The sequence below is a fragment of the Dolichospermum sp. UHCC 0406 genome (assembly GCF_009712025.1).
Classification (GTDB): Bacteria; Cyanobacteriota; Cyanobacteriia; order Cyanobacteriales; family Nostocaceae; genus Dolichospermum; species Dolichospermum lemmermannii.
Genome location: NZ_VILA01000014.1, coordinates 112,416 through 136,125, shown reverse-complemented (window position 1 = coordinate 136,125; position 23,710 = coordinate 112,416). Strand labels below are relative to the sequence as shown.

Genomic DNA, 23,710 nt, shown 5'->3' with positions numbered 1-23,710 from the left:
GCGGAATACGGTCATTTGTCTGTGAATTTTATAACAAATAAATATCTATCCTGCTAAAGTAAGTGATGACTTTAGGAAGATCCGTCCGAATTATCGGTATGCTATGCTTCCGATAGCGTAGCTTGGCGTAAGCCATAACTGGATTAAGGACGCTAAATTACACATTTAGTGTATAAATGTGATATCTGGCGTTTTGATTTTCGTACAGAGCATCAAGGGACTGACCAGATTAAAAAGAAATATACTCTGATCAGTCACACACTTGCTCTTTTCCTTTGTTTTTATTAAATCCCACAATGGGGTATGTCTTGTGCCGTAAGGAGTTTTTATGAATTCCGACCTGATGCCGTCTTCTGAATCCGCAAATTTAACAGCCTCTAACCAAGGCATAAAAGAGATTGAATCCCCTGTTAATGCTAATACATTAGCAGACCAATCCTCTAAACTGGAAAAATCCCTGACTGACTCTAATGGGCATTTGCCTAATCGAGAACAACCAATTCCACCTCCTAGCGAACCGACTCAATACCGAGCTATTGGGTTAATTCGCGGATGTTACCATGCTAGTGATGAACAGTTCACCCAGGGGACACTAATCACAAAAGATGGGGTTGAACTTAATGCCGTCCTCTTAGGTCGGATTATGAGTTTAGTCAAAAATCACTTAGACCTAGAAACAGAACATCTATGGGTAGTTTATCCCCGCACTAGACAAGAAAATGACGCATTGCACCTGCAAATTGTTGGTGTTTGGGAACCAGAAAATCTGGCCAAATATGAACTAGATGAAGCTGGTACAGATTCGACAGCAGTTTCTAATAACGGTAGTGTAGCGTTAAGCATTCATCCAAAACCTTCATCAGCAGTTCCTGATGGTGGCTTTTCTGTGCGTGGTGAGGTAGTTTACCAGTCTTTTGACGAAAAGAGTTTGGTTGTGAAAATCAAACAAGCTCCCCGTAAACCTACTGATAAAGCTAAATATTTTAAGTTGAAACTCAAGGGCGTATTAACTACCAAAGCTGTAGGTAAGTTCTGGGACTTCAATGTTAAACGGGAAAATGACGCATTAGTAGTAGTTAATGCCGAAGCGATCGCCGATTTACCCAAAAAACGCCGACCACCGTTCAAAGGAGCGCCTCGTGGTGGTGGTGGTGGTGGTGGTGGTGATAGAAGGCCATTCCCTCCCAGACGCAATGGCAATGGAGATGCCCCACGTCCCATTAAAAAGACAGCAGGTGATCCCACCGTCATCACCAAACCCATACCAAAAGCCCCCACTCCTATGCCAGTTAAAAAGCCTAAACCAAGTCCGGATTAGGTGATTGGTCAGTTGTCAGTTGTCAGTTGTTAATTGCCAAGAAGCTTAAACTCAATGGGGATTAATTTTGAGGGAACAGGTAAAGAATTTTATTCTTTCTTATTCCCTCTTTCTCCTGACTCCTGACTCCTGACTCCTGACTCCTTCTTCTTAAAACTCCGTCCAACGGTCTTGGGGTAAAAAAGAACGCTCCATAGGAATTGGGGCTACTGGTTCAGTTAGGGTAAATATCCCTTCTTTAATCCACTGTTTCAACTCTTGGGCTACTTGTCGGGAAAGAAATAAACTGGCTAAAGAGGCTACTCGTACCGTCCTACCTTCAATAGTGATACGTCCAGATTTAAGTTGTGCGTAACTCACTAAACCGAAGGTAGGACGGACACGACGAGGAATCGAAAAATCTACAATTGGTGCTACTAAATCCTTGTCTTGCACAGCACAGCGTTCTACCACACCAGCATTTAAAACTGGCAATGGTACACCCACACCCATCATTAAAGATGGTCCATAGCTTTTAAAATAACAGCCTCGTATCCATCGCGCATCCATTTGTTTAGCATCACCAATTAACGCCAAAGTTGCCGAAGGTCCAATAGGTGTGCGATTTTCTAACCGCTTTTGCAAGGGAAAATGTTGTGTCCCTTCCCAAGCCACATAACCAACACCCCCAGCCAAAAAAATCTTTGTCCCAATTCCCACAAGTTGTAAATCGGGGTCATTCAGGAGGGGGGAAAGCGAACCGGGGTTAGAATAAACCGCATTTCCTAAGCGGGGTTGCAATGGTCCTAGATAGGTATGTAGTGGGCGATCGCCTCCATTCACACCAACAATAAAATTTTGATAAAGATTGCGCGGATTAAATAAATAAAACTGATTGATAGTGTCACGGGTAACGGTGGTTTCAAATGTGGCTCTAGGGTAGCAATCGGTAACTTGTCCCACAGCGCGAACTTGGATAGATTTACCGGCAATTAAATCCTCAATCACATGACCACCACCACGTTCCCGCACATCTTCCCCATCCAGAGAGTCAACTGGACAACTAGCACCTAAGTATAAATCCACAGCCCCAAAACCCGCATAAGCCGGGACTCCATCTAACCAGCAACGCCGAATTTTAATGGGTGGGTCAGTATGTCCTAAGTTAATAATTGCACCACTTGATTCCATTGGTTCAAATGTGCCAGTGGTAATTACATCTACTTCTTTGGCAGCTTTACTAACACCAATTTCCGCAACTCGGGCTTTTAACTCTTCAGCAGTCCAGACTACCGCCCGTTTTCGGGTGATTTTCTCATTAATTTCCGCAATTGTTCGCATTTTAAATTTATTTGAAGGACTATCGGTACACTGGGGGCGTTGACGATAGCCTGCTTACGGGGGAGTCATTTTTAAGACCGTATTTTCAACCTCAGAGTGTCAATCCTCTACCCTGAGTTTAACGGAATCAGCATGAGAAGGTAAACCCTCCGTAGTTGCTAAGATGTCAATGGCAGATGCCACTTTTTCCAAAGCAGTTTGTGAGTATTGGATAATACTTGAGTGTTTTAAAAATGTTTCTACCCCTAAAGCTGAAGCATAACGGGCTGCACCGGAAGTAGGTAAGGTATGGTTAGGACCGGCTAAATAGTCTCCTACAGCTTCAGGTGTGGAACTACCCAAGAAAATTGCCCCAGCATGGCGAATTTGGTTCATTAAAGCCCAAGGATCAGCAACTTCTAATTCTAAGTGTTCTGGTGCAAACTCGTTGGCAAGTTCGGCGGCGGCTTCCAGGGATTCCACCACGACGATTAAACCATAATGGGCGATCGCTTTTTCGGTATCTATCCGGCGCGGGTGATCTACCAATTGTCTTTCCACCGCCATTTGTACTTTTTTTGCCAACCCAGCATCTGTTGTCAGCAAAATTGCGGCCGCCATAGGATCATGTTCTGCTTGAGCTAACAAGTCAGCCGCTACATAGGCAGGATTAGCTGTTTCATCAGCAATTACCAGCACTTCGCTAGGACCTGCTAAAGAATCAATTCCCACCGTTCCGTAAACCAACTTTTTCGCCAAGGTGACATAAATATTCCCTGGTCCTGTAATGACATTAACCTTGGGAATGGTTTCTGTGCCATAGGCTAAAGCCGCGATAGCTTGAGCGCCACCCACACGGTAAATTTCCTGAACTCCTGCTTCTTGGGCCGCTACCAAAACCGCAGGATTCACCATTTTACCGCCTCTAGCAGGTGTCACCATCACCACACGAGGGACACCAGCCACTTTTGCCGGAATGGCGTTCATTAACACTGTACTGGGGTAACAAGCCCGACCGCCTGGGATATATAAACCTGCTCGGTCTACGGGGGTATAGCGTTTGCCTAAAACTACTTGATCATCACCAAACTGTACCCAGCTTTTGGGAACTCGCTGACGGTGAAAAGCTTCTATTTTTTGGCAAGCGAGGCGAATCGCCTGGAGGAAATCCTTGGATACCTGTTGGTAAGCTGCATCCAGTTCTGAGCCTGTTACTTTGAGTTCTTCTGGTTTGAGGATTTGGTGATCAAATTCCGCTGTATAATGTAGTACAGCTTTGTCACCTTGGCGCTTCACCGCTTGCAACACTTCGCGGACTGTTGCTTCTTTATGAAGTACCTGTTCATCCTGGGTGCGATCGCAGATCCGTTGCAGTTCTGATCTAACGTCTGCCTGCTGAGTAATAATTCGCAGCATGGAGTAATGACAATGCCAAATTTTACAATATTTTGATCTTCAGAACCATTTGGGCTTTTTACTTGCTACTACAACATTGCGTCAGTAGAAAAACCATTCAAAATAGCTAAAAAGCCTAACATATAAGCTTTTTGACCTTTGATTTTTGACTTTTGACTTCCGCTCTGCGGTGTTAGGGTCTAAAGCTGGATATGATTCTCTTCTCTAGCTTAACCTGGATTTTTTCTGATACTACTTTATAAAACTCGGACAACCGTTCTATAAAACTTACCCAAAATTACCAAAGTCTAGACACATCTGGACAGCGATAACCTTAGTGTTTACTTCCTGCTTCATCACGGTCTTAGAATGGCTTCTAAGAGGTTTTTCCGCTCCACAGGCAATCTCGGTAGAACTTACCGTTTCTGACCGTAGTTCCTAAAAGGAACCCCAGAAATTTAATATTCCCTCTGTCTGAATTGAGGTAACTGGTCTGTTTTCCTTGTCAGTAAACCATTCTAATCTATTTTTTTAGCCGTAAGCATCAGCTTTTACGCCCAAATAAAATATTTTTTTTCAAAAATTATCACATCAGCAAAAATAATGCTATATTTATTAAACCTAGTAGTGTGTGTACATAATTAATAGTCTTTTTTTGGAATTACTGTGGCGAATACAAAATCTGCTCTTAAACGCGCTCAAATCGGAGAACGAAACCGACTGCGTAACAAAGCTTATAAATCAGCAGTTAAAACGCTGATGAAGAAATACTTTAGTTCTGTGGAAGCTTTTGCTGCCAACCCGACAACAGAACTCAAGCAGGAAGTGGAAACGAGAATGTCCGAAGCTTACAGCAAAATTGATAAAGCTGTAAAGACTGGTGTGCTTCATGCCAACAATGGAGCTAGAAAAAAGTCAAGTTTAGCTCGTAAACACAAAACCCTTACTGCTTAGTCAATAGTCAGTGGTTTGTTGACAACTCACCCTCTCCGGGGTTAGTCATTTGTTCATTGGGGAAACCTTCAAGACCGCGCTAACTCACCACTGACCATTGATTAATGACAAGCTATGCAACTTATAGATACCCACGTACACATTAACTTTGACACTTTCCAGCCAGATTTAGCAGCCGTTCGCACTCGGTGGCAAGAAGCAGGAGTAGTCCGATTAGTCCACTCCTGTGTTCACCCCCAGGAATTTGCGAGCATTAGCCGCATAGCCGAGCAGTTTCCTGAACTTAGCTTTGCTGTGGGGCTGCATCCTCTGGATGCTCATAAATGGGATGACCAAACAGCCGCCCAAATCAAGTCTTTAGCCAGTTCTCATTCTCAAGTGGTAGCCATTGGGGAAATGGGGTTGGATTTTTACAAAGCAGATAATTATGAGCTTCAGCATGAAGTATTTGCATCACAATTAGCGATCGCTTGTGAACTGAATTTACCAGTGATCATCCATTGTCGTGATGCTGCACCAGCAGTCAGGGATGTATTGCAAAAATGGCGGAATTGGCATGGGGAAAAGGTACGGGGTGTCATGCACTGCTGGGGAGGGACACCAGAAGAAACTCAATGGTTTCTAGATTTAGGTTTCTATATTAGCTTTAGCGGCACAGTGACATTCAAGAATGCCAAAACTATTCAAGAGTCTGCCGCAATGGTGAATAGCGATCGCTTACTGATAGAAACAGATTGTCCATTTCTGTCACCCGTTCCCAAACGTGGCGAAAAGCGGAATGAACCCGCCAATGTTCGCTATGTAGCGGAGCAATTAGCAAAACTACGAGAAGAAACAATAGAGGAAATTGCCCAGAAAACCACCCAAAATGCCTGTAGATTATTTGGTCTAGCGTTGTAGATCAGCATCAAGTCCCAAAGAATTAGCGCTGATTTCATCAAGAAGATACTTCTATTGAATGAAAATGTGCTAAAATTATTCCCTCTAAAACATTTAGGTTAAGCCATAATGGTAAAGGAAGGATAATAACTCCTAAAACTCAATTTGTGCTGTTATCAAAATGATATTAGCCAGTTTGGGAATTTGTGGTTTTAGCCAGCTTGATCAATCGCAACGACCCCAATCTAAAATCCAAAATTGTCTGCCCATCCACTTAAATCTCTACAAACGGATGCTCTCAATAGATAACAAACCGTGGCAACCTAGGTTGACTAAAAAAAACTTGAAACCTGAAAACAGCAATCCTTCAATATATCAAACAATAAAGAAAATCGTTAAAAATAATTGTCTAGTCCAGACAATCATATCCATATCAAATCCATAGTGCAGGCTCTTATGCCATATTGCGCTATCGAATTCGACTCTTGCGGAACTCCCAGTTTGGGGATCTTACAGCAAGGATAAAGTATCAGGCATAAGGTGTGAGGGGTGAAGTATGAAGAAGTGTGAAGTAAAAAAAATCTTATAGCCAACGCCACGCTATCAGCTAAATTGTCGGTGGAGCAGGCTGTTACCAAGTAAATAGACTTCAACACTCACCAATTCATATTTTATGCAGAAAAGCCTTCATGGCAGAACTCCACCAATACCTCTTTGAAAGTTTAACCAGGTTGATAAAGGTAAAGGCATGACTAACGACGATAAATACATGGAATCCGCCTTTCTATTACCCGACTTGATTGAAATTCAGCGTTCTAGTTTTCGCTGGTTTCTAGAAGAAGGGCTAATCGAAGAACTGAACTCCTTTAGTCCAATTACAGACTACACTGGCAAACTAGAACTGCACTTTTTAGGCAATAACTATAAACTTAAAGAACCTAAATACAGTGTTGAAGAATCCAAGCGGAGAGATAGCACTTATGCAGTGCAAATGTATGTCCCCACCCGGTTGCTAAACAAAGAAACAGGAGACATTAAAGAACAAGAAGTATTTATTGGCGATTTGCCATTGATGACAGATAGAGGCACATTTATTATTAACGGTGCTGAACGCGTCATTGTCAATCAAATTGTGCGATCGCCTGGAGTTTACTATAAATCAGAAATTGATAAAAACGGACGACGGACTTATTCTGCCAGCTTAATTCCGAACCGGGGGGCATGGCTGAAATTTGAAACAGATCGTAATGACTTAGTTTGGGTACGGATAGACAAAACCCGGAAACTGTCAGCCCAGGTACTGTTGAAAGCCCTGGGATTATCAGATAACGAGATATTTGATGCACTGCGCCATCCAGAATACTTCCAAAAAACCATCGAAAAAGAAGGGCAATTTTCCGAAGAAGAAGCCCTAATGGAATTATATCGGAAACTTCGTCCCGGTGAACCGCCCACAGTTTTAGGTGGACAACAGCTTTTAGACTCCCGCTTCTTTGATCCTAAACGCTATGACCTGGGTAAAGTTGGACGTTATAAACTCAACAAAAAACTTCGTCTTTCCGCCCCCGACACCATGCGCGTCCTCACCCCTGGGGACATCTTAGCCGCCATTGATTACCTCATAAATCTAGAATACGACATCGGTAGTATTGATGACATTGACCACCTCGGAAATCGCCGAGTCAGAAGCGTTGGGGAATTGCTGCAAAACCAGGTCAGAGTAGGGTTAAATCGCTTAGAAAGAATTATTCGAGAACGGATGACCGTATCCGATGCCGAATCTCTCACTCCCGCATCTCTAGTTAACCCCAAACCCTTAGTAGCAGCTATCAAAGAATTCTTTGGTTCGAGCCAACTCAGTCAATTCATGGATCAAACTAATCCCTTGGCAGAATTGACCCATAAACGCCGCCTCAGTGCCTTGGGACCAGGTGGTTTGACCAGAGAAAGAGCCGGGTTTGCAGTTCGAGATATTCACCCCAGCCACTACGGACGGATTTGCCCCATTGAAACACCAGAAGGACCAAATGCCGGACTCATCGGTTCATTAGCCACCCATGCCCGCGTTAACCTCTATGGTTTTCTAGAAACACCCTTCCGACCAGTAGAAAATGGCAAAGTCCTCTTTGATGTGCTGCCTGTTTACATGACAGCAGACGAAGAAGACGACCTGCGGACAGCCACAGGTGACGTTCCCCTCGATGAAAATGGTTACATCAAAGGACCCCACGTGCCAGTGCGCTATCGCCAAGACTGGACAACCACAGGACCCGAACAGGTGGATTATGTGGCAGTTTCTCCAGTGCAGATTGTCTCAGTAGCCACCAGCATGATTCCCTTCTTGGAACATGACGACGCTAACCGAGCGCTCATGGGTTCTAATATGCAGCGCCAAGCTGTACCCCTACTCAGACCAGAACGCCCCTTGGTGGGAACCGGTTTGGAAGCCCAAGCCGCCAGAGACTCCGGCATGGTGATAGTTTCCCGCACCGATGGCGATGTGGTCTATGTTGATGCCACAGAAATTCGTGTCCGCGCCAGTGGTCAGTTGTCCGCAGCCAGTGGTAGCCAAGTTATTGAAAAAGGCCAAGAACTTAAATACAAACTTTCCAAATATCAACGTTCCAATCAAGACACCTGTTTAAACCAAAAACCATTGGTGAGAATTGGCGAAAAAGTCGTAGCAGGTCAAGTATTGGCAGATGGTTCTTCCACAGAAGGGGGAGAACTGGCACTAGGACAAAATATAGTTGTCGCCTATATGCCCTGGGAAGGCTACAACTACGAGGACGCAATTCTCATTTCCGAGCGCCTGGTACAGGAAGATGTCTATACTTCCATTCACATCGAAAAATACGAAATCGAAGCCAGACAAACCAAACTCGGACCCGAAGAAATAACCAGAGAAATTCCCAACGTTGGTGAAGATGCCCTCAGACAATTGGATGAACAAGGCATTATCCGCATTGGGGCGTGGGTAGATGCTGGGGATATTCTCGTGGGAAAAGTTACTCCCAAGGGTGAATCTGACCAACCCCCCGAAGAAAAACTCCTCCGCGCCATCTTTGGTGAAAAAGCCCGTGATGTCCGCGACAACTCCCTGCGAGTTCCCAATGGTGAAAAAGGTCGGGTAGTTGATGTCCGGTTGTTCACCCGTGAACAAGGTGATGAACTGCCACCTGGGGCAAATATGGTAGTCCGGGTTTATGTGGCTCAAAAGCGCAAAATCCAAGTGGGCGACAAAATGGCAGGGAGACATGGCAACAAGGGGATTATTTCCCGGATTCTGGCTGCTGAAGATATGCCCTACTTAGCTGACGGTTCACCCGTGGATATTGTTCTCAATCCCTTGGGTGTACCCAGCCGGATGAATGTGGGTCAGGTGTTTGAATGTTTACTGGGTTGGGCTGGTCATAATTTGGGAGTCAGGTTCAAGATTACTCCCTTCGATGAAATGTATGGCGAAGAAACTTCCCGGCGGCTAGTGCATGGCAAACTCCAAGAAGCCAGAGACGAAACCACTAAAGACTGGATCTATAACCCCGACAATGCCGGTAAAATCATGGTCTATGATGGTCGCACTGGTGAACCCTTTGACCGGGCTATTACCGTCGGTGTGGCCTATATGCTCAAGCTGGTGCATTTGGTTGATGACAAAATTCACGCCCGTTCCACTGGACCCTATTCTCTGGTGACTCAGCAACCTTTGGGCGGTAAGGCTCAACAGGGTGGGCAAAGATTTGGAGAAATGGAAGTTTGGGCGTTGGAAGCTTTCGGCGCTGCTTATACTTTGCAAGAATTGTTAACTGTCAAATCCGATGATATGCAGGGACGGAATGAAGCCCTCAACGCCATTGTCAAGGGTAAGGCTATTCCCCGTCCTGGTACTCCTGAATCTTTCAAAGTATTGATGCGCGAGTTGCAATCTTTGGGTTTGGATATTGCCGTGCATAAGGTGGAAACCCAAGCAGATGGTAGTTCCCTAGATGTGGAAGTAGACCTAATGGCAGACCAAGCTGCCCGGCGCACACCTCCTAGACCGACTTATGAGTCACTCTCTCGTGAGTCTCTGGAAGGGGAAGAGTAAGTGAGGCAGGGGGCAGAGGGAGTAGGGGAAGTAGGGGAAGTAGGGGAAGTAGGGGAAGTAGGGGGAGTAGGGGAAGCAGGGGGAGTAGGGGAGAAATTTCTTCCTTCTCCCCAACCTCCTCAACCTCCTCAACCTCCCCAACCTCCTCAACCTCCTCAACCTCCCCAACCTCCTCAACCTCCTCAACCTCCTCAACCTCCCGAACCTCCTCAACCTCCCCAACCTCCCCAACCTCCTCAACCTCCTCAACCTCCTCAACCTCCCCAACCTCCTCAACCTCCCCAACCTCCCCAACCTCCCCAACCTCCTGAACTCCTATTTATTGCTATGAGATCCCCCCAAACTAATCAATTTGACTACGTAAAAATTGGCATAGCTTCACCAGAACGCATCCGTCAATGGGGTGAACGGACTTTACCCAATGGACAACTTGTAGGTGAAGTTACCAAGCCAGAAACTATTAATTACCGCACCCTCAAACCAGAAATGGATGGTTTGTTTTGCGAGCGCATCTTTGGCCCAGCTAAGGATTGGGAATGCCATTGTGGTAAGTACAAACGGGTGCGCCATAGAGGGATTGTCTGCGAGCGCTGTGGTGTAGAAGTTACAGAGTCCCGCGTCCGTCGTCACAGGATGGGTTTTATTAAGTTGGCTGCCCCTGTGGCTCATGTTTGGTATCTCAAAGGGATTCCTAGCTATATTGCTATTCTCCTAGATATGCCGTTGCGGGATGTGGAGCAGATTGTTTATTTCAACTCCTACTGCGTTTTAGCACCGGGCAACGCTGATACTCTCAGTTACAAACAACTGTTGAGCGAAGACCAATGGTTAGAAATCGAAGATGCTATCTACAGCGAAGATTCCCAGTTAGAGGGTGTGGAAGTTGGCATTGGTGCTGAAGCTCTGTTGCGGCTGTTGGCAGATATTAATTTGGAGCAAGAAGCCGAAACCCTGCGGGATGAAATCGAAAAGGCCAAGGGTCAGAAACGGGCAAAATTAATTAAACGGCTGCGGGTAATTGATAATTTCATCGCTACCGGTTCTCAGCCAGAATGGATGGTAATGGAAATTATTCCCGTCATTCCCCCAGATTTGCGCCCCATGGTGCAGCTAGATGGAGGCAGATTTGCCACCAGCGATTTAAATGATTTGTACCGCCGGGTGATTAATCGCAACAACCGTTTGGCTAGACTTCAGGAAATTCTCGCGCCGGAGATTATTGTCCGCAACGAGAAACGGATGCTGCAAGAGGCTGTGGATGCCTTGATTGACAATGGTCGGCGGGGACGGACTGTGGTGGGGGCTAATAACCGGCCGCTGAAATCCTTGTCCGATATTATTGAGGGAAAACAAGGACGTTTCCGCCAAAACCTTCTGGGTAAACGGGTGGACTATTCGGGACGGTCGGTAATTGTGGTCGGTCCGAATCTGAAGATTCACCAGTGCGGTCTACCCAGAGAAATGGCCATTGAGTTGTTTCAGCCCTTTGTGATCAATCGTCTGATTCGTTCCGGCATGGTGAACAATATCAAGGCAGCGAAAAAGCTGATTTCTCGCAATGATGCCAGTGTTTGGGATGTGTTGCAGGAAGTAATTGAGGGGCATCCAGTGATGCTAAACCGAGCGCCCACGTTGCACCGATTGGGGATTCAGGCCTTTGAACCGATTTTGGTAGAAGGGAGAGCCATTCAACTCCATCCTTTAGTCTGTCCCGCCTTTAATGCTGACTTTGACGGTGACCAAATGGCGGTTCATGTTCCCTTGTCCTTAGAGAGTCAAGCTGAAGCCCGGCTGTTGATGCTGGCTTCTAATAATATTTTGTCACCAGCGACGGGCAAACCGATTGTGACTCCTAGCCAAGATATGGTCTTGGGAGCATATTATTTGACAGCGGAAAACCCCAAGGCAACCAAGGGGGCGGGTAAGTATTTCTCCTCTTTGGACGATGTAATTATGGCCTATGAGGCGAAACAGGTAGAGCTTCATGCCTATATTTATGTGCGTTTTGATGGGGAAATTGATTCGGGTGAACCGGATACTGAACCTGTGGAGGTAATTGAGGACAAAGACGCTAAGGGCAGGCTGATGAGTCGGACTCTGATTTATAAGTTCCGACGGGTGCGGGAAGATGGGGAAGGGAATTTGATTTCTCAGTATATTTATACGACTCCAGGACGAGCAATTTATAACCAGGCAATTCAGGAAGCGATAGATGCGTAGAGAAAGGAGTCAGGAGTCAGAATGAAGAAGGAGTCAGAATGAAGAAGGAGGTAGGAGTCAGGAGTCAGGAGAAATGAAGAAGAAAGAAAGAAAGAAAGAAAGAAAGAAGAAGTAAAAAATTCCTTCCTCTTTCTGCTTTCTCCTTCCTCTTTCTGCTTTCTCCTTCTGACTCCTTCCCTCTTCTGACTCCTGACTCCTGACTCCTGACTCCTTCCCTCTTCTGACTCCTGACTTCTGACTCCTTCAACTAACTAAGACTAATGACTAATAAAAATTATGACTAAAGCAGTTTTTCGGAATCTGGTAGTAAACAAAGCTAAGTTGAGAGACCTGATTTCTTGGTCTTTTACTCATTATGGAACAGCGCGGACGGCAGTAATGGCCGATAAACTCAAGGAATTGGGTTTTCGCTACGCTACCAGAGCCGGAGTATCTATTAGTGTGGATGATTTGATGATTCCTCCGGCTAAGAAAGAGATGCTGGAAGCAGCAGAGATGGAAATTTTAGTAACGGAGGAACGCTATCAACGGGGGGAAATTACCGAGGTTGAACGTTTTCAGAAGGTAATTGATACTTGGAACAGTACCTCAGAAGCACTCAAGGATGAGGTGGTGGTGCATTTCCAGAAAACAGATCCCCTCAACTCCGTGTATATGATGGCCTTTTCCGGGGCGCGGGGGAATATTTCCCAGGTGCGGCAGTTGGTGGGGATGCGGGGACTAATGGCAGATCCCCAGGGGGAAATTATTGATTTACCAATTAAAACCAACTTCCGAGAAGGTTTGACAGTTACCGAATATATTATTTCTAGTTATGGAGCGCGGAAGGGGCTGGTGGATACGGCGCTGCGGACTGCTGACTCTGGGTACTTGACCCGGCGGTTGGTGGATGTGTCCCAGGACGTGATTGTGCGAGAGTTTGACTGTGGCACAAATAAGGGCTTGACCATTGGGGCAATGGTCGAAGGGAATAAAATCTTAATTAAACTAGCAACGCGGTTGATGGGTCGGGTTGTGGGTGAGGACGTGGTGCATCCCGTCACAGGGGAAATCATTGCCCTGCGGAATACGCCCATTGATGATGATTTAGCGATCGCTATCCAAAAATCCGGAGTCCAAAAGGTGACTGTCCGCAGTCCCTTGACCTGTGAAGCTGCCCGGTCAGTGTGTCAGCATTGCTACGGTTGGAGTTTAGCCCATGCCAAGATGGTAGATTTGGGTGAAGCTGTGGGGATTATTGCCGCCCAAAGTATTGGCGAACCAGGGACGCAGTTGACCATGCGGACATTCCACACTGGAGGCGTATTCACCGGGGAAGTTGCCCAACAGGTGCGGTCTAAGGTGGCAGGAACAGTGAAGATTCCTCGCAAATTGCAAACCCGTCCCTACCGCACTCGTCATGGTGAAGATGCCCTGTATGTGGAAGCCAACGGGACCTTGACGATTGAGGGCGATAAGAAGTCGGGAACGGGGGAAAGCCAGGAAATTGCTGTTACCCAGGGTTCAACTCTATATATTCACAATGGTCAGCAGGTATTGGCAGAGCATTTGGTGGCTGAAGTGGCGCTGGGAGGTAGAACCACCAGAACCAATACAGAAAAAGCCGTGAAAGACGTAGCTTCTGACTTGGCTGGTGAAGTGAAATTTGCGGATCTGGTGGCAGAACCAAAGACTGACCGCCAGGGGAATACCACTACTACTGCTTCTAGAGGCGGTTTGATTTGGATTCTATCGGGGGACGTATATAACTTGCTGCCAGGGGCGGAGTTGATTGTCAAGAATGGGGATGCGATCGCTACCAATGGAGTATTGGCGCAAACCAAGCTGACAACGGTACATGGAGGCGTAGTGCGATTACCAGAGGCCATTCCCGGGAAAGGGACGCGGGAAATCGAGATTATTACCGCTTCTGTGGTATTGGATCAGGCAGCGATTACCGTCCAGAGTTCCCAAGGGCGAAATAGCTACTTGATTACAACCACGAATAATCAGGTATTTAATTTGCGGGCGACTCCAGGGACTAAGGTGCAGAATGGTCAGGTAGTGGCAGAATTGATTGATGACCAGTACCGGACGACCACCGGGGGCTTATTGAAATTTGCCCAAGTGGAAGTACAGAAGAAAGGGAAAGCCAAATTAGGCTATGAGGTGGTGCAGGGGGGGACGCTGCTGTGGATACCGGAAGAAACCCATGAAGTGAACAAGGATATTTCCTTGCTGCTGGTAGAGGATGGCCAGTATGTGGAAGCGGGAACGGAAGTGGTCAAAGACATTTTCTGTCAAACCGGTGGGGTGGTAGAAGTTACCCAAAAGAATGACATTTTGCGAGAAGTGGTAGTGAAACCGGGTGAGTTGTTGATGGTAGATGATCCGGAAACTGCGATCGCCCATGACAATACATTTTTGCAGCCCGGTGAAGAATTGCAAGGAATGGTGGCGACGGAGTTGCGGTATATCCAGTATGTGGAGACTCCCGAAGGTCCGGCATTGCTGAGTCGTCCGGTGGTAGAATTTGCTGTGCCAACCCACCCTGATGTCCCAGCGACAACGACGGTGAGTCAGGATACAGGGCGTTCGATTCAGTTACGAGCGGTGCAAAGGATTCCTTATAAGGATTCAGAGCGGGTGAAGTCGGTGGAGGGTGTGGAACTGCTGCGGACACAGATAGTATTGGAGATTGAGCAGGAGACGGAGGGGGAACACGGGGCTTCGCCTTTGGCTGCGGACATTGAATTGATTACTGATGCTGAAAATGAGGAAATTCAGCGGTTACAGTTGGTGATTTTGGAGTCTTTGGTAGTGCGGCGCGACATTACAGCGGATGCGACCCAAGGCAGTACAGAAACTAATTTGGAAGTTGCGGACGGTGACACCATTGAGCCGGGGGCTGTGGTAGCACGGACGAAGATTTTGTGTAAGGAAGGGGGAATTGTTCGCGGTGTGCAGCAGGGGGCGGAAACGGTGCGCCGTTGTTTGGTGCTGCGTCCCAATGATTTGGTAACTATAGGTACCAATGTGCTGCCGAATATCAAGAAGGGCGATTTGGTAGTGGAAGGTAGCGAAATTGCTCCTGGTATATTTGCCGCAGAATCGGGACAGGTAGTAGAAGTCGTCAGTGGTCAGTCGTCAGTGGTGAGTCAGCGCGGTCTTGGGGGTTTCCCCCATGAGCGACTGACGAACCCCGAAGGGGTCAGTGACAAAACAACGGACAACGGACAACACTTCGACAAGCTCAGTGCATCGCTGACAAAGGACAATTCAGCCCACTCTATTACTCTCCGCGTTGGTCGTCCTTACCGAGTCAGTCCTGGGGCGGTGCTACAGGTCGAAGATGGGGATTTGGTGCAACGGGGTGATAATTTGGTGTTGTTGGTGTTTGAACGAGCCAAGACTGGGGACATTATCCAAGGTTTGCCCCGGATTGAGGAACTGCTAGAAGCCCGCAAACCCAAGGAAGGCTGTATTTTGGCGCGTCGTCCGGGGGAAGTGAAGATTGTCTATGGGGATGGCGATGAGGTGACATCTGTTACTCGTGAAGCCTACTCTATTAAGATTGTGGAAGCCAATGGGACAGTGACCGACTATCCCCTCGGACCGGGGCAGAATTTGATTGTTCCTGACGGGGCGCAGATTGTGGCTGGACAACCAATGACTGATGGCCCTTCTAATCCCCATGAAATTTTGGAGATATTCTTCAGCTTGGGGTCAGAGGATGGGGTCTATGCTTGTGCGAGTCATGCGTTGCAGAAGGTGCAGACCTTTTTGGTGAATGAAGTGCAGATGGTGTATCAGTCCCAAGGGATTGAGATATCTGACAAACACATTGAGGTGATTGTCCGCCAAATGACCAATAAGGTGCGGATTGATGACGGTGGCGACACAACCATGCTACCAGGTGAGTTGGTGGAATTGCGGCAGGTGGAACAGGTGAATGAGGCGATGTCCATTACTGGTGGGGCGCGGGCGGAATATACTCCCATGCTGCTAGGGATTACCAAGGCATCGTTGAATACTGACAGTTTCATCTCTGCGGCTTCGTTCCAGGAAACCACGCGGGTACTAACGGAAGCTGCCATTGAGGGCAAATCGGATTGGCTGCGCGGACTCAAGGAAAACGTGATCATTGGGCGCTTGATTCCCGCTGGGACTGGGTACAACACCTATGAGGAAGCGGGAGTGATTGATGATTACGTGATAGAGCCAGGTAGTGGGGTGCTGGATGAGGTTGATGACCCATTGGATATGGTGTTAGATGACCGGACAGCGAAACTCTATAATTTGGATGCACCGGGAATGGGAGATGGTGCTTTTGGTAGCAAGATAGGGGAAAGACTGATTTTAGATGATGATGATGATTTAATTGCTGATGAAATTAGCGATATCGTTGTTGAAGATGATGAAGATTTTGAGGAAGATGATGATGAGGAAGATGATGATGACTTTGATGATGAATAAAATCTAGTACCGCACAGCGGAATTAAAAATTAACAATTAAAAATTAAAAAAGCAGATTACACAAGCTTTTTGTGGAATTTTTAATTGTTGGTTGATTTGCGCCGCAGTGTACTAGTCATCAGGTAATGGTTCAGGAGTATGGCTAACGCCACGCTTCGCTATCAGAAGGAAGGAGTCAGGAGTTCAGGAGTCAGGAGTTCAGGAGGAAGAAGAGGTAGGGGAGGTAGGGGAGGTACGGGAGGTACGGGAGGTACGGGAGGTAGGGAAGAAGGAAGAAGGAAGAAGGAAGAAGGAAGAAGGAAGAAGGAAGAAGGAAGAAGGAAGAAGGAAGAAATTTCTCCCCTACTCCCCCTACTCACCCTACTCCCCCTACGGTAATGGGTAATGGGTACTGATGAATTGGCAGATCCCCGACTTCTTTAAGAAGTCGGGGATCTTAATTATTATTGGGGTACAATCATTTCCCGAATCGCTGTGGCTGTGGCTGGTGCGAGTAAAACACCATTGCGATAGTGTCCCGTAGCCAGAAGAATGTTCGTAAAACCCGGTAACTTATCAATTACTGGCGCTGGTCTGCCTTCGGGACGAGGGCGCAATCCTGACCAAGTGCGGAGAACCTTAGCTGCGGCTAAATCTGGGATAAATGCGATCGCTTGTTGTCTGACAGCATCCAATAATTCTTGACTTGGAGATATTTGATCTTCATCATCAGGAAATTCTACCGTTGCTCCTATCCAATAATCACCATTTCCCATTGGTACAATATGCACATCATTACCAGTAATCACCGGTTGAAAATCAGGATTTCCTAAAGTCCGTCCTAAACTTAAATATAAAGCTTGTCCCAGCACCGGACGGATATTCACCATTTGATCTAATTGTGCAGTTAAGTCCGTTGAACCTAAACCCGCAGACATGATAAACCAATCAGCGGCAACTTCGCCCTCTGTAGTTTCAATAAAATTACATTTATGTGGTTCTCCCAATCCTTTTTTGATGTGTAAAGGAGTTGGGGGTGGTGGAGGTGGGGTTTCTGTTCCCGTCACAGATACACCAAATTTGAACTTTACCCCATTGCGTTGGGCTGCATCTACTAAGGCTAAAGTTAAAGCTGTGGCATTTAGTTGTAAATCTTGGGGAGAATAGACAGCACCAATAATTTGCGGATCACTAACTTGGGGACAATATTTTTGCAGTTGTTTTTGATCCCAAACTTGCAATTCCCAACCTTGAGATTGGCGAATTTCTCGCAGTTGTTCCCATTCTGAAAGCACCTCAACCCCACTTTCTAAGGGGTGTTCTAAATTTTCTGACAACAGCATCACGATTCCTTGACGGTTACAAGGGATTTTTCGCCCTGTAATCCCTTCTAATTCAGGAATCAAAGTTTCATAGCGTTGGATGCTATTTTGTCGCATTCGCCAAGCAATACCCTTGGTTTTACTACTGATTATGCCCATTAAAACACCGAGGGCAGCGCTGGTAGAACCTTGTGCAGGTTGTTTTTGCTCGAAAACGGTGATGTTTAAACCTTTAACTTGGCTGAGTTCATAGGCGATCGCCGCCCCAACCACACCACAGCCGATAATTACTATATTCATAAGAATACCCGGTAAGTGGGAAACTCAGACACTTCAGTGCTGAGAGGAAAGCGACACGAGCGGTTTTAACCACCTTGAATATTTTTTCATTACCGCCTTGGAGTTGGGAAATTCGGGGTACTCTTGTGATGTACTTTCAACGGGACAATTACCGATTCAAAATTCCCAACTCTGTACGCATAATGTTTTGCTCCAAAGAGCCTCCCATTTCTGGGGTAATGTTAGCTAGATGCCTCCGGCACGCTGCGCGAACGACCAGTTATAAGAGCTTGCTTGAGCTTGCAACACTGTTCCAGTGACCTTAGAACTGTTTAATCACAAGCGACAGAGCGGGGAACTAGCAACGCATTCCCAGGTGTCGTGACTCAAATAACGGCTACCATGAGACTAAGCTCAGGGTGGTCTGGTCAGTACAGCTTGTTTGATTACTCTTGCAAGCTCAGTCCCTTCAGGGCTGGGTTACTGACGGTTTTTGCTAGGAGTCAGAGGTGAAGAATCAAAAGTCTTCTTTTCCACCCTATCACTCCATCACCCTAGCATTTTGTGATTCAAGACTCGAAATGAAGCAGGGAACAGGGAACAGGGGAGAAATTTCTTTCTTCTTCTTTCTTCCTCCTGACTCGGTGACTCCTGACTCGGTGACTCCTCTCTTAGCTACTCTTTTCAGGAACTAGTTCTAAGAATTTGTCAATATCTGCAAAAGCTTCCTTGTATTTACTCGCAGCTAGGCTAGTATTGCTCGCAGTAGCAGCTTGATCAATTCTTACTAAGTCATTCAACAAATCTTTGCTGATTTGTCGAGCTTTGGCTTGGTTTTGTTTGGCTAGATTAGGAATGATATAAGTCATATTTAACCTAGCTTCTGTCATTGGTCCGTGGATAAAATTACCCACTTTCACCCATTCACCCTTAGAAATGAGGTTTTTCAGTTCTGAAGAGCGATCGCGCACCATCTGAATTCCGGGAACATATTCCTGAATTTTGGCAACTTCCGCTGCTGTATAAGATGGTGGTACAGTAGCAACAGTAGGACTACCACAACTAATCAAAAATGTGGCCAATAATCCAAAAATCAGTGAAAAAATAGAACGTTGACGCACCATAGATGAAAATTAATTTTTTATTTGTTTACAGATTAACAGTGTTATTTTAGATCGCTATGTAATGAACCGTTACAATTAACTTAGGTTTTTCTGTCTTGATCTTCCCCACAGACCAAGCGAATAGAGGAGTATTATTGAGTGAACGCAGCCGAACAAGCCACAAACCTAGAATTTGCCAGCAAAATTGCTACAGTAGTAAATTTATTTAAATATGAATTTCCTGATGTCAAATCCGATCTTAAACCCTGGCACAATGACCCAGAAACCAGAGAATTAGTAGATCCAGATTCCATAGACATTGGTTTTCACTTTCCTGGTATCAGCAAATCTTGGCGCTGTCGCAGTATTTTAATTCAAATCCGATTTTATCAAGATCCCATCACTCATCACCGTCGCGCCATTGGTGTCGAAGCTGCTGGATTTGACCACAGTGGGGAAGTTTGGCGACTTTCTACCGTTGAAACTTGGAGTTTTGTTGGTGATTCCACACCCTCGGCTGTTGTTGGGGAAAAGCTAAAACAGGTTTGTCGGCAAATTTTAGAGGTGTTTAATGGAAACTAAGGATTGTTAATACAACTACTATCTACACAGTATGCTGATTGATAGGTTTGGGAACGCTTACCAAACAATGTATAACGATTATCCCGAATTTGTTCATAAAACCTATCTCCTGCCCATTTCATCCCCGGTAACGTCCGATAAGCCTCGACAAACAGGCTTCCTAGAGGTAATAGTCGCCCAATTTCCTCAGCCGCATTACTACCTTGCCAACGTCTTTCTGTAGCATTACCATCAATTAAAATCATCCCCTGTTGACAATCTGTCGAGGTAATCCCCCATTGAGATAATGTCTCCTCATCTTGCATAGAAACGTAGCGAAACAGTTTCCTTTGGTCTAAATTTTCCAACAACTGCACTAAAGTCACACAAAGATTGCAGTTGCCATCATAGATCACGTAGTAATTCATAAAATTATTGGCTATATAGCGTTATGCACTTGAACGAGAGACATCATAGCACCCTCCTCGCTTGCGGGGGGGTTGGGGTTCTTGTATCTTACTTTTTAGTGCGTATTTGTGAATTTATCTGTAAGTAGGTTGGCGTTAAAAATTGTCGTTATGACAAGGGAACAGGGAACTCTTAACTGGGAACAGGGAAGAGGTTTTGGGCAACTTTACTTTTCGTTACATATTTCGGTTTTTTTTCCGTTCACCTACTTATCTACTTTACTATATAAACAGTGAAAAAACTAATTCTGCTTTGGCAATTTCCCAGGACAACTAACTATTAAATAGCAAATTCAGAGGGAACAGGGAACGGGCAACTTTCTAACAGGAGAAACTCATGTTTTTAAACATGAGATTGAAATAATGACACTGTTTTTTCGGGCTACGCATCTTTTAAAAACATCTTTTTTTTTGACAGAAGCTCTAAACTGGTGCAAATGAGTGTTTCTTATCTGTTCCCTGTTCCCTGTTCCCTTTTTTTGTAAAATCATGACTCAAAATACCATTAATTATGTAATTCATGATGGCAATTCCCGTGGACATAATCATATTGATTGGCTGAATAGTTATCATACATTTTCCTTTAGCGGTTTTTATGATCCCAACCGGATGGGATTCCGTTCTTTGCGAGTGATTAATGATGATCGCATTGCTGCTGGTGCAGGATTTCCGACTCATGGACATAAAGATATGGAAATTCTCACTTATGTTTTATCAGGTGCGGTTGAACATAAAGATAGTTTAGGTACAGGTTCGGTAATTCTTCCCGGTGAAGCACAAGTTATGAGTGCAGGAACTGGAATTATGCACAGCGAATTTAATCCTTCTCAAACTGAAGAATTACACCTACTACAAATCTGGATTTTACCAAATCAGCAAGGACTAAAACCTAGATATGAACAAAAAGCTTTTCCTAGGTCAGAGAAGCAGGGAAAACTGCGTTTAATTGCGGCAGAAGATGGACGAGATGGGGCTGTAACTATTCACCAAGATGTCTCTTTCTATGCGGGAATTTTAGCACAAGGTGATGTGGTAAATTATCATGTCCAAAACCATCGTTATGCTTGGTTGCAAATAGCTAAAGGTGAAGTAATTTTCAATAATCACGAATTGAAAGCTGGAGATGGAGTAGAAATTACAGGAGAAGAGAAATTAACAATTAGCAGTAATTCAAATGCAGAAATATTACTGTTTGATTTAGGTTAAGTATTCAGTTATAGCAATCGTTCATATCCAGATCCCCGACTTCTTTTATTTATTGTGTCCACAAATTATAAATTGATGTCAGAAGTCGGGGATCTTATCTTCATCTATTCTAAAAGAGAAAGTATCTTTGTGCCATTGGTAAAACGGTTGCTGGTTCACAAGTTAATAATTCACCATCTGCGCGAACTTCGTAGGTTTCTGGATCTACTTCAATATGAGGTAAAGCATCATTTAATTTCATATCTCGCTTAGTAATTTGACGAGTTCCTGAAACTGCGATCGCTAATTTCCCTAATTTTAATTGTTGAGGAATTTCTCTGGACAAAGCAGCTTGAGACACAAAAGTTAATGATGTTGCATTTCTAGCACCAGCAAAACTGCCAAACATCGGTCGCATATATACAGGTTGGGGTGTGGGAATACTAGCATTAGCATCACCCATCTGTGACCAAGCAATCATGCCGCCTTTAATGACAATTTCCGGTTTGACACCAAAAAAAGCAGGTTTCCACAAACACAAATCGGCTAATTTCCCCGCTTCTACTGATCCCACATATTCAGAAATACCATGGGTGATTGCCGGATTAATTGTATATTTAGCAACATAACGTTTAGCTCGTAAATTATCGGCATGACTATCACCAGCAAGGCTTCCCCGTTGCACCTTCATTTTATGTGCTGTCTGCCAAGTCCTAATTATTACTTCACCGACACGCCCCATTGCTTGGGAGTCAGAAGCAATCATACTAAACGCACCTAAATCGTGCAGAATATCTTCCGCAGCAATAGTTTCTCGACGGATACGGGATTCAGCAAAAGATACATCTTCAGGAATAGCTGCATCTAAATGATGACATACCATCAACATATCCAAATGTTCATCTAGAGTGTTGACGGTGTAAGGACGGGTAGGATTAGTGGAAGATGGTAAAACGTTACTTTGTCCGCAAACTTTAATAATGTCTGGTGCATGACCACCTCCAGCCCCTTCTGTGTGATAAGTGTGAATAGCACGATGTTTAAAAGCGGCAATTGTATCTTCCACAAAGCCGGCTTCGTTTAAAGTATCAGTATGAATTGCTACTTGCACATCATATTCATCAGCAACGGTCAAACAAGTATCAATTGTGGCTGGATTTGTTCCCCAATCTTCATGGAGTTTTAACCCCATTGCCCCGGCTTCGATTTGTTCTATCAGTCCTTGGGGTTGACTGGTGTTACCTTTGCCCAAAAATCCTAAATTGACAGGGAATGCGTCAGCAGCTTGCAACATTCGGTACATATTCCAGGGACCAGGGGTACAAGTTGTGGCATTTGTTCCCGTAGCTGGGCCTGTCCCACCACCAATCATGGTGGTAATACCGGAAGCAATAGCGACTTCAATTTGTTGGGGACAGATAAAATGGATGTGGGTATCTATTCCCCCCGCAGTGAGAATCATTCCTTCGCCGGCTAAAGCTTCTGTTCCCGGTCCAATAATAATATCTATATTGTCTTGAATATAGGGATTTCCGGCTTTACCAATTTTATAAATTTTGCCGTCTTTAATGCCAATATCTGCTTTGACAATTCCCCACCAATCGAGAATTAAAGCATTAGTAATAACTAAATCTACTGCACCATCATGATTAGAAATTGGGGATTGTCCCATCCCATCTCTAATGACTTTTCCCCCACCAAATTTCACTTCATCACCGTAGGTTGTAAAGTCTCTTTCTACTTCTATAAATAGTTCTGTATCGGCTAATCTAATTCTGTCTCCTACTGTTGGTCCGAAGGTATCGGCGTAGGCTTGGCGGTTCATTTTGTAGGGCATATTTTTATCCTTTTTTTATCACGCTTTAGAGGCAGAGAGACAGAGAGAATTTTAGAGGTCTCCGTCAATTTTGTTGTTGAAGCCGTAGATTTGGCGTGTCCCAACGAGAGGAACTAGAGTAACTTCTTTTTCGTCTCCTGGTTCAAATCTGACGGCTGTGCCGGCGGGAATATCTAATCTCATTCCTCGTGTTTTTTCTCTGTCGAAGTTTAAAGCGGTATTGACTTCGTAAAAGTGAAAGTGTGATCCTATTTGAATTGGTCTGTCTCCTGTATTTGCGACTATTATTTTAGTAGTTGGACGACCTGCATTCAATTCTATTTCACCATTGGGTGTGATGATTTCGCCTGGTATCATAATTTTTTCCCTT

The 23,710-nt window shown here is 45.2% G+C and carries 16 protein-coding genes; 9 read left to right on the top strand and 7 right to left on the bottom strand.

The genetic code is table 11. The annotated features are described in order from the left end of the window. The first annotated feature begins 328 nt into the window (after window positions 1–328). Window positions 329–1,318 carry a hypothetical protein gene (locus tag FJR09_RS11610; protein ID WP_015083720.1) on the top strand — a complete coding sequence of 330 codons (990 nt, stop codon included), beginning with the start codon at window positions 329–331 and terminating at the stop codon, window positions 1,316–1,318. A 150-nt stretch (window positions 1,319–1,468) separates the two neighbouring features. Here the strand turns inward: FJR09_RS11610 and FJR09_RS11605 are convergent, their stop codons facing one another. After that, window positions 1,469–2,638 carry a homocysteine biosynthesis protein gene (locus FJR09_RS11605; RefSeq protein ID WP_148764610.1) on the bottom strand — a complete coding sequence of 390 codons (1,170 nt, stop codon included), beginning with the start codon at window positions 2,636–2,638 and terminating at the stop codon, window positions 1,469–1,471. A 99-nt stretch (window positions 2,639–2,737) separates the two neighbouring features. Then, a complete protein-coding gene (gene hisD, locus FJR09_RS11600) occupies window positions 2,738–4,033 on the bottom strand; it encodes a histidinol dehydrogenase (RefSeq protein WP_168652193.1) in 1,296 nt (431 codons plus the stop codon). Window positions 4,034–4,678: 645 nt separating this feature from the next. Between hisD and rpsT the strand changes: the two genes are divergently transcribed. The 6 genes from rpsT to FJR09_RS11570 all read left to right on the top strand — a co-directional run bounded on the left by rpsT (window position 4,679) and on the right by FJR09_RS11570 (window position 16,985). Further along, the gene (gene rpsT / locus FJR09_RS11595) at window positions 4,679–4,966 is read left to right on the top strand and encodes a 30S ribosomal protein S20 (RefSeq protein WP_168632342.1); all 288 of its coding nucleotides are present in this window, start codon (window positions 4,679–4,681) and stop codon (window positions 4,964–4,966) included. Between the two features lie 114 nt (window positions 4,967–5,080). After that, window positions 5,081–5,866 carry a TatD family hydrolase gene (locus FJR09_RS11590; RefSeq protein ID WP_015083022.1) on the top strand — a complete coding sequence of 262 codons (786 nt, stop codon included), beginning with the start codon at window positions 5,081–5,083 and terminating at the stop codon, window positions 5,864–5,866. A 727-nt stretch (window positions 5,867–6,593) separates the two neighbouring features. After that, entirely contained in the window at window positions 6,594–9,932 is a 3,339-nt protein-coding gene (gene rpoB / locus FJR09_RS11585) for a DNA-directed RNA polymerase subunit beta (RefSeq protein ID WP_015083023.1), read from the top strand. Between the two features lie 327 nt (window positions 9,933–10,259). Continuing rightward, window positions 10,260–12,152 (top strand): DNA-directed RNA polymerase subunit gamma, encoded by a 1,893-nt coding sequence (locus tag FJR09_RS11580; protein ID WP_015083024.1) that lies wholly within the window; start codon window positions 10,260–10,262, stop codon window positions 12,150–12,152. Window positions 12,153–12,428: 276 nt separating this feature from the next. Then, window positions 12,429–16,607, top strand: a complete 4,179-nt coding sequence (locus FJR09_RS11575) for a DNA-directed RNA polymerase subunit beta'' (protein WP_015083025.1) — start codon at window positions 12,429–12,431, stop codon at window positions 16,605–16,607. A 138-nt stretch (window positions 16,608–16,745) separates the two neighbouring features. Further along, window positions 16,746–16,985 carry a hypothetical protein gene (locus tag FJR09_RS11570; protein ID WP_168654084.1) on the top strand — a complete coding sequence of 80 codons (240 nt, stop codon included), beginning with the start codon at window positions 16,746–16,748 and terminating at the stop codon, window positions 16,983–16,985. 65 nt (window positions 16,986–17,050) lie between these two features. Here the strand turns inward: FJR09_RS11570 and FJR09_RS11565 are convergent, their stop codons facing one another. Beyond that, window positions 17,051–18,208, bottom strand: coding sequence for an FAD-binding oxidoreductase (locus tag FJR09_RS11565; protein WP_168651362.1), 1,158 nt, complete (start codon window positions 18,206–18,208; stop codon window positions 17,051–17,053). A 650-nt stretch (window positions 18,209–18,858) separates the two neighbouring features. Further along, complete coding sequence (gene psbQ / locus FJR09_RS11560; protein ID WP_015083028.1) at window positions 18,859–19,311, bottom strand: photosystem II protein PsbQ; 453 nt, start codon at window positions 19,309–19,311, stop codon at window positions 18,859–18,861. A gap of 138 nt (window positions 19,312–19,449) precedes the next feature. On the opposite strand from psbQ, the gene FJR09_RS11555 reads away from it, so the two are divergent. Beyond that, entirely contained in the window at window positions 19,450–19,872 is a 423-nt protein-coding gene (locus FJR09_RS11555) for a hypothetical protein (protein ID WP_015083029.1), read from the top strand. Here the strand turns inward: FJR09_RS11555 and FJR09_RS11550 are convergent. Continuing rightward, window positions 19,869–20,279 (bottom strand): thiol-disulfide oxidoreductase DCC family protein, encoded by a 411-nt coding sequence (locus tag FJR09_RS11550; protein ID WP_168653528.1) that lies wholly within the window; start codon window positions 20,277–20,279, stop codon window positions 19,869–19,871. The genes FJR09_RS11555 and FJR09_RS11550 overlap by 4 nt on opposite strands. A gap of 528 nt (window positions 20,280–20,807) precedes the next feature. On the opposite strand from FJR09_RS11550, the gene FJR09_RS11545 reads away from it, so the two are divergent. Beyond that, on the top strand, window positions 20,808–21,524 hold the full coding sequence (locus FJR09_RS11545; protein WP_015083031.1) for a pirin family protein: 717 nt from the start codon (window positions 20,808–20,810) through the stop codon (window positions 21,522–21,524). A gap of 109 nt (window positions 21,525–21,633) precedes the next feature. On the opposite strand, the gene ureC is transcribed toward FJR09_RS11545, so the two are convergent. Then, window positions 21,634–23,340 carry an urease subunit alpha gene (ureC, locus tag FJR09_RS11540; RefSeq protein ID WP_015083032.1) on the bottom strand — a complete coding sequence of 569 codons (1,707 nt, stop codon included), beginning with the start codon at window positions 23,338–23,340 and terminating at the stop codon, window positions 21,634–21,636. A 51-nt stretch (window positions 23,341–23,391) separates the two neighbouring features. After that, window positions 23,392–23,697: an urease subunit beta gene (locus FJR09_RS11535; protein ID WP_015083033.1), complete on the bottom strand. Its 306-nt coding sequence runs from the start codon at window positions 23,695–23,697 to the stop codon at window positions 23,392–23,394. Window positions 23,698–23,710: the final 13 nt, after the last annotated feature.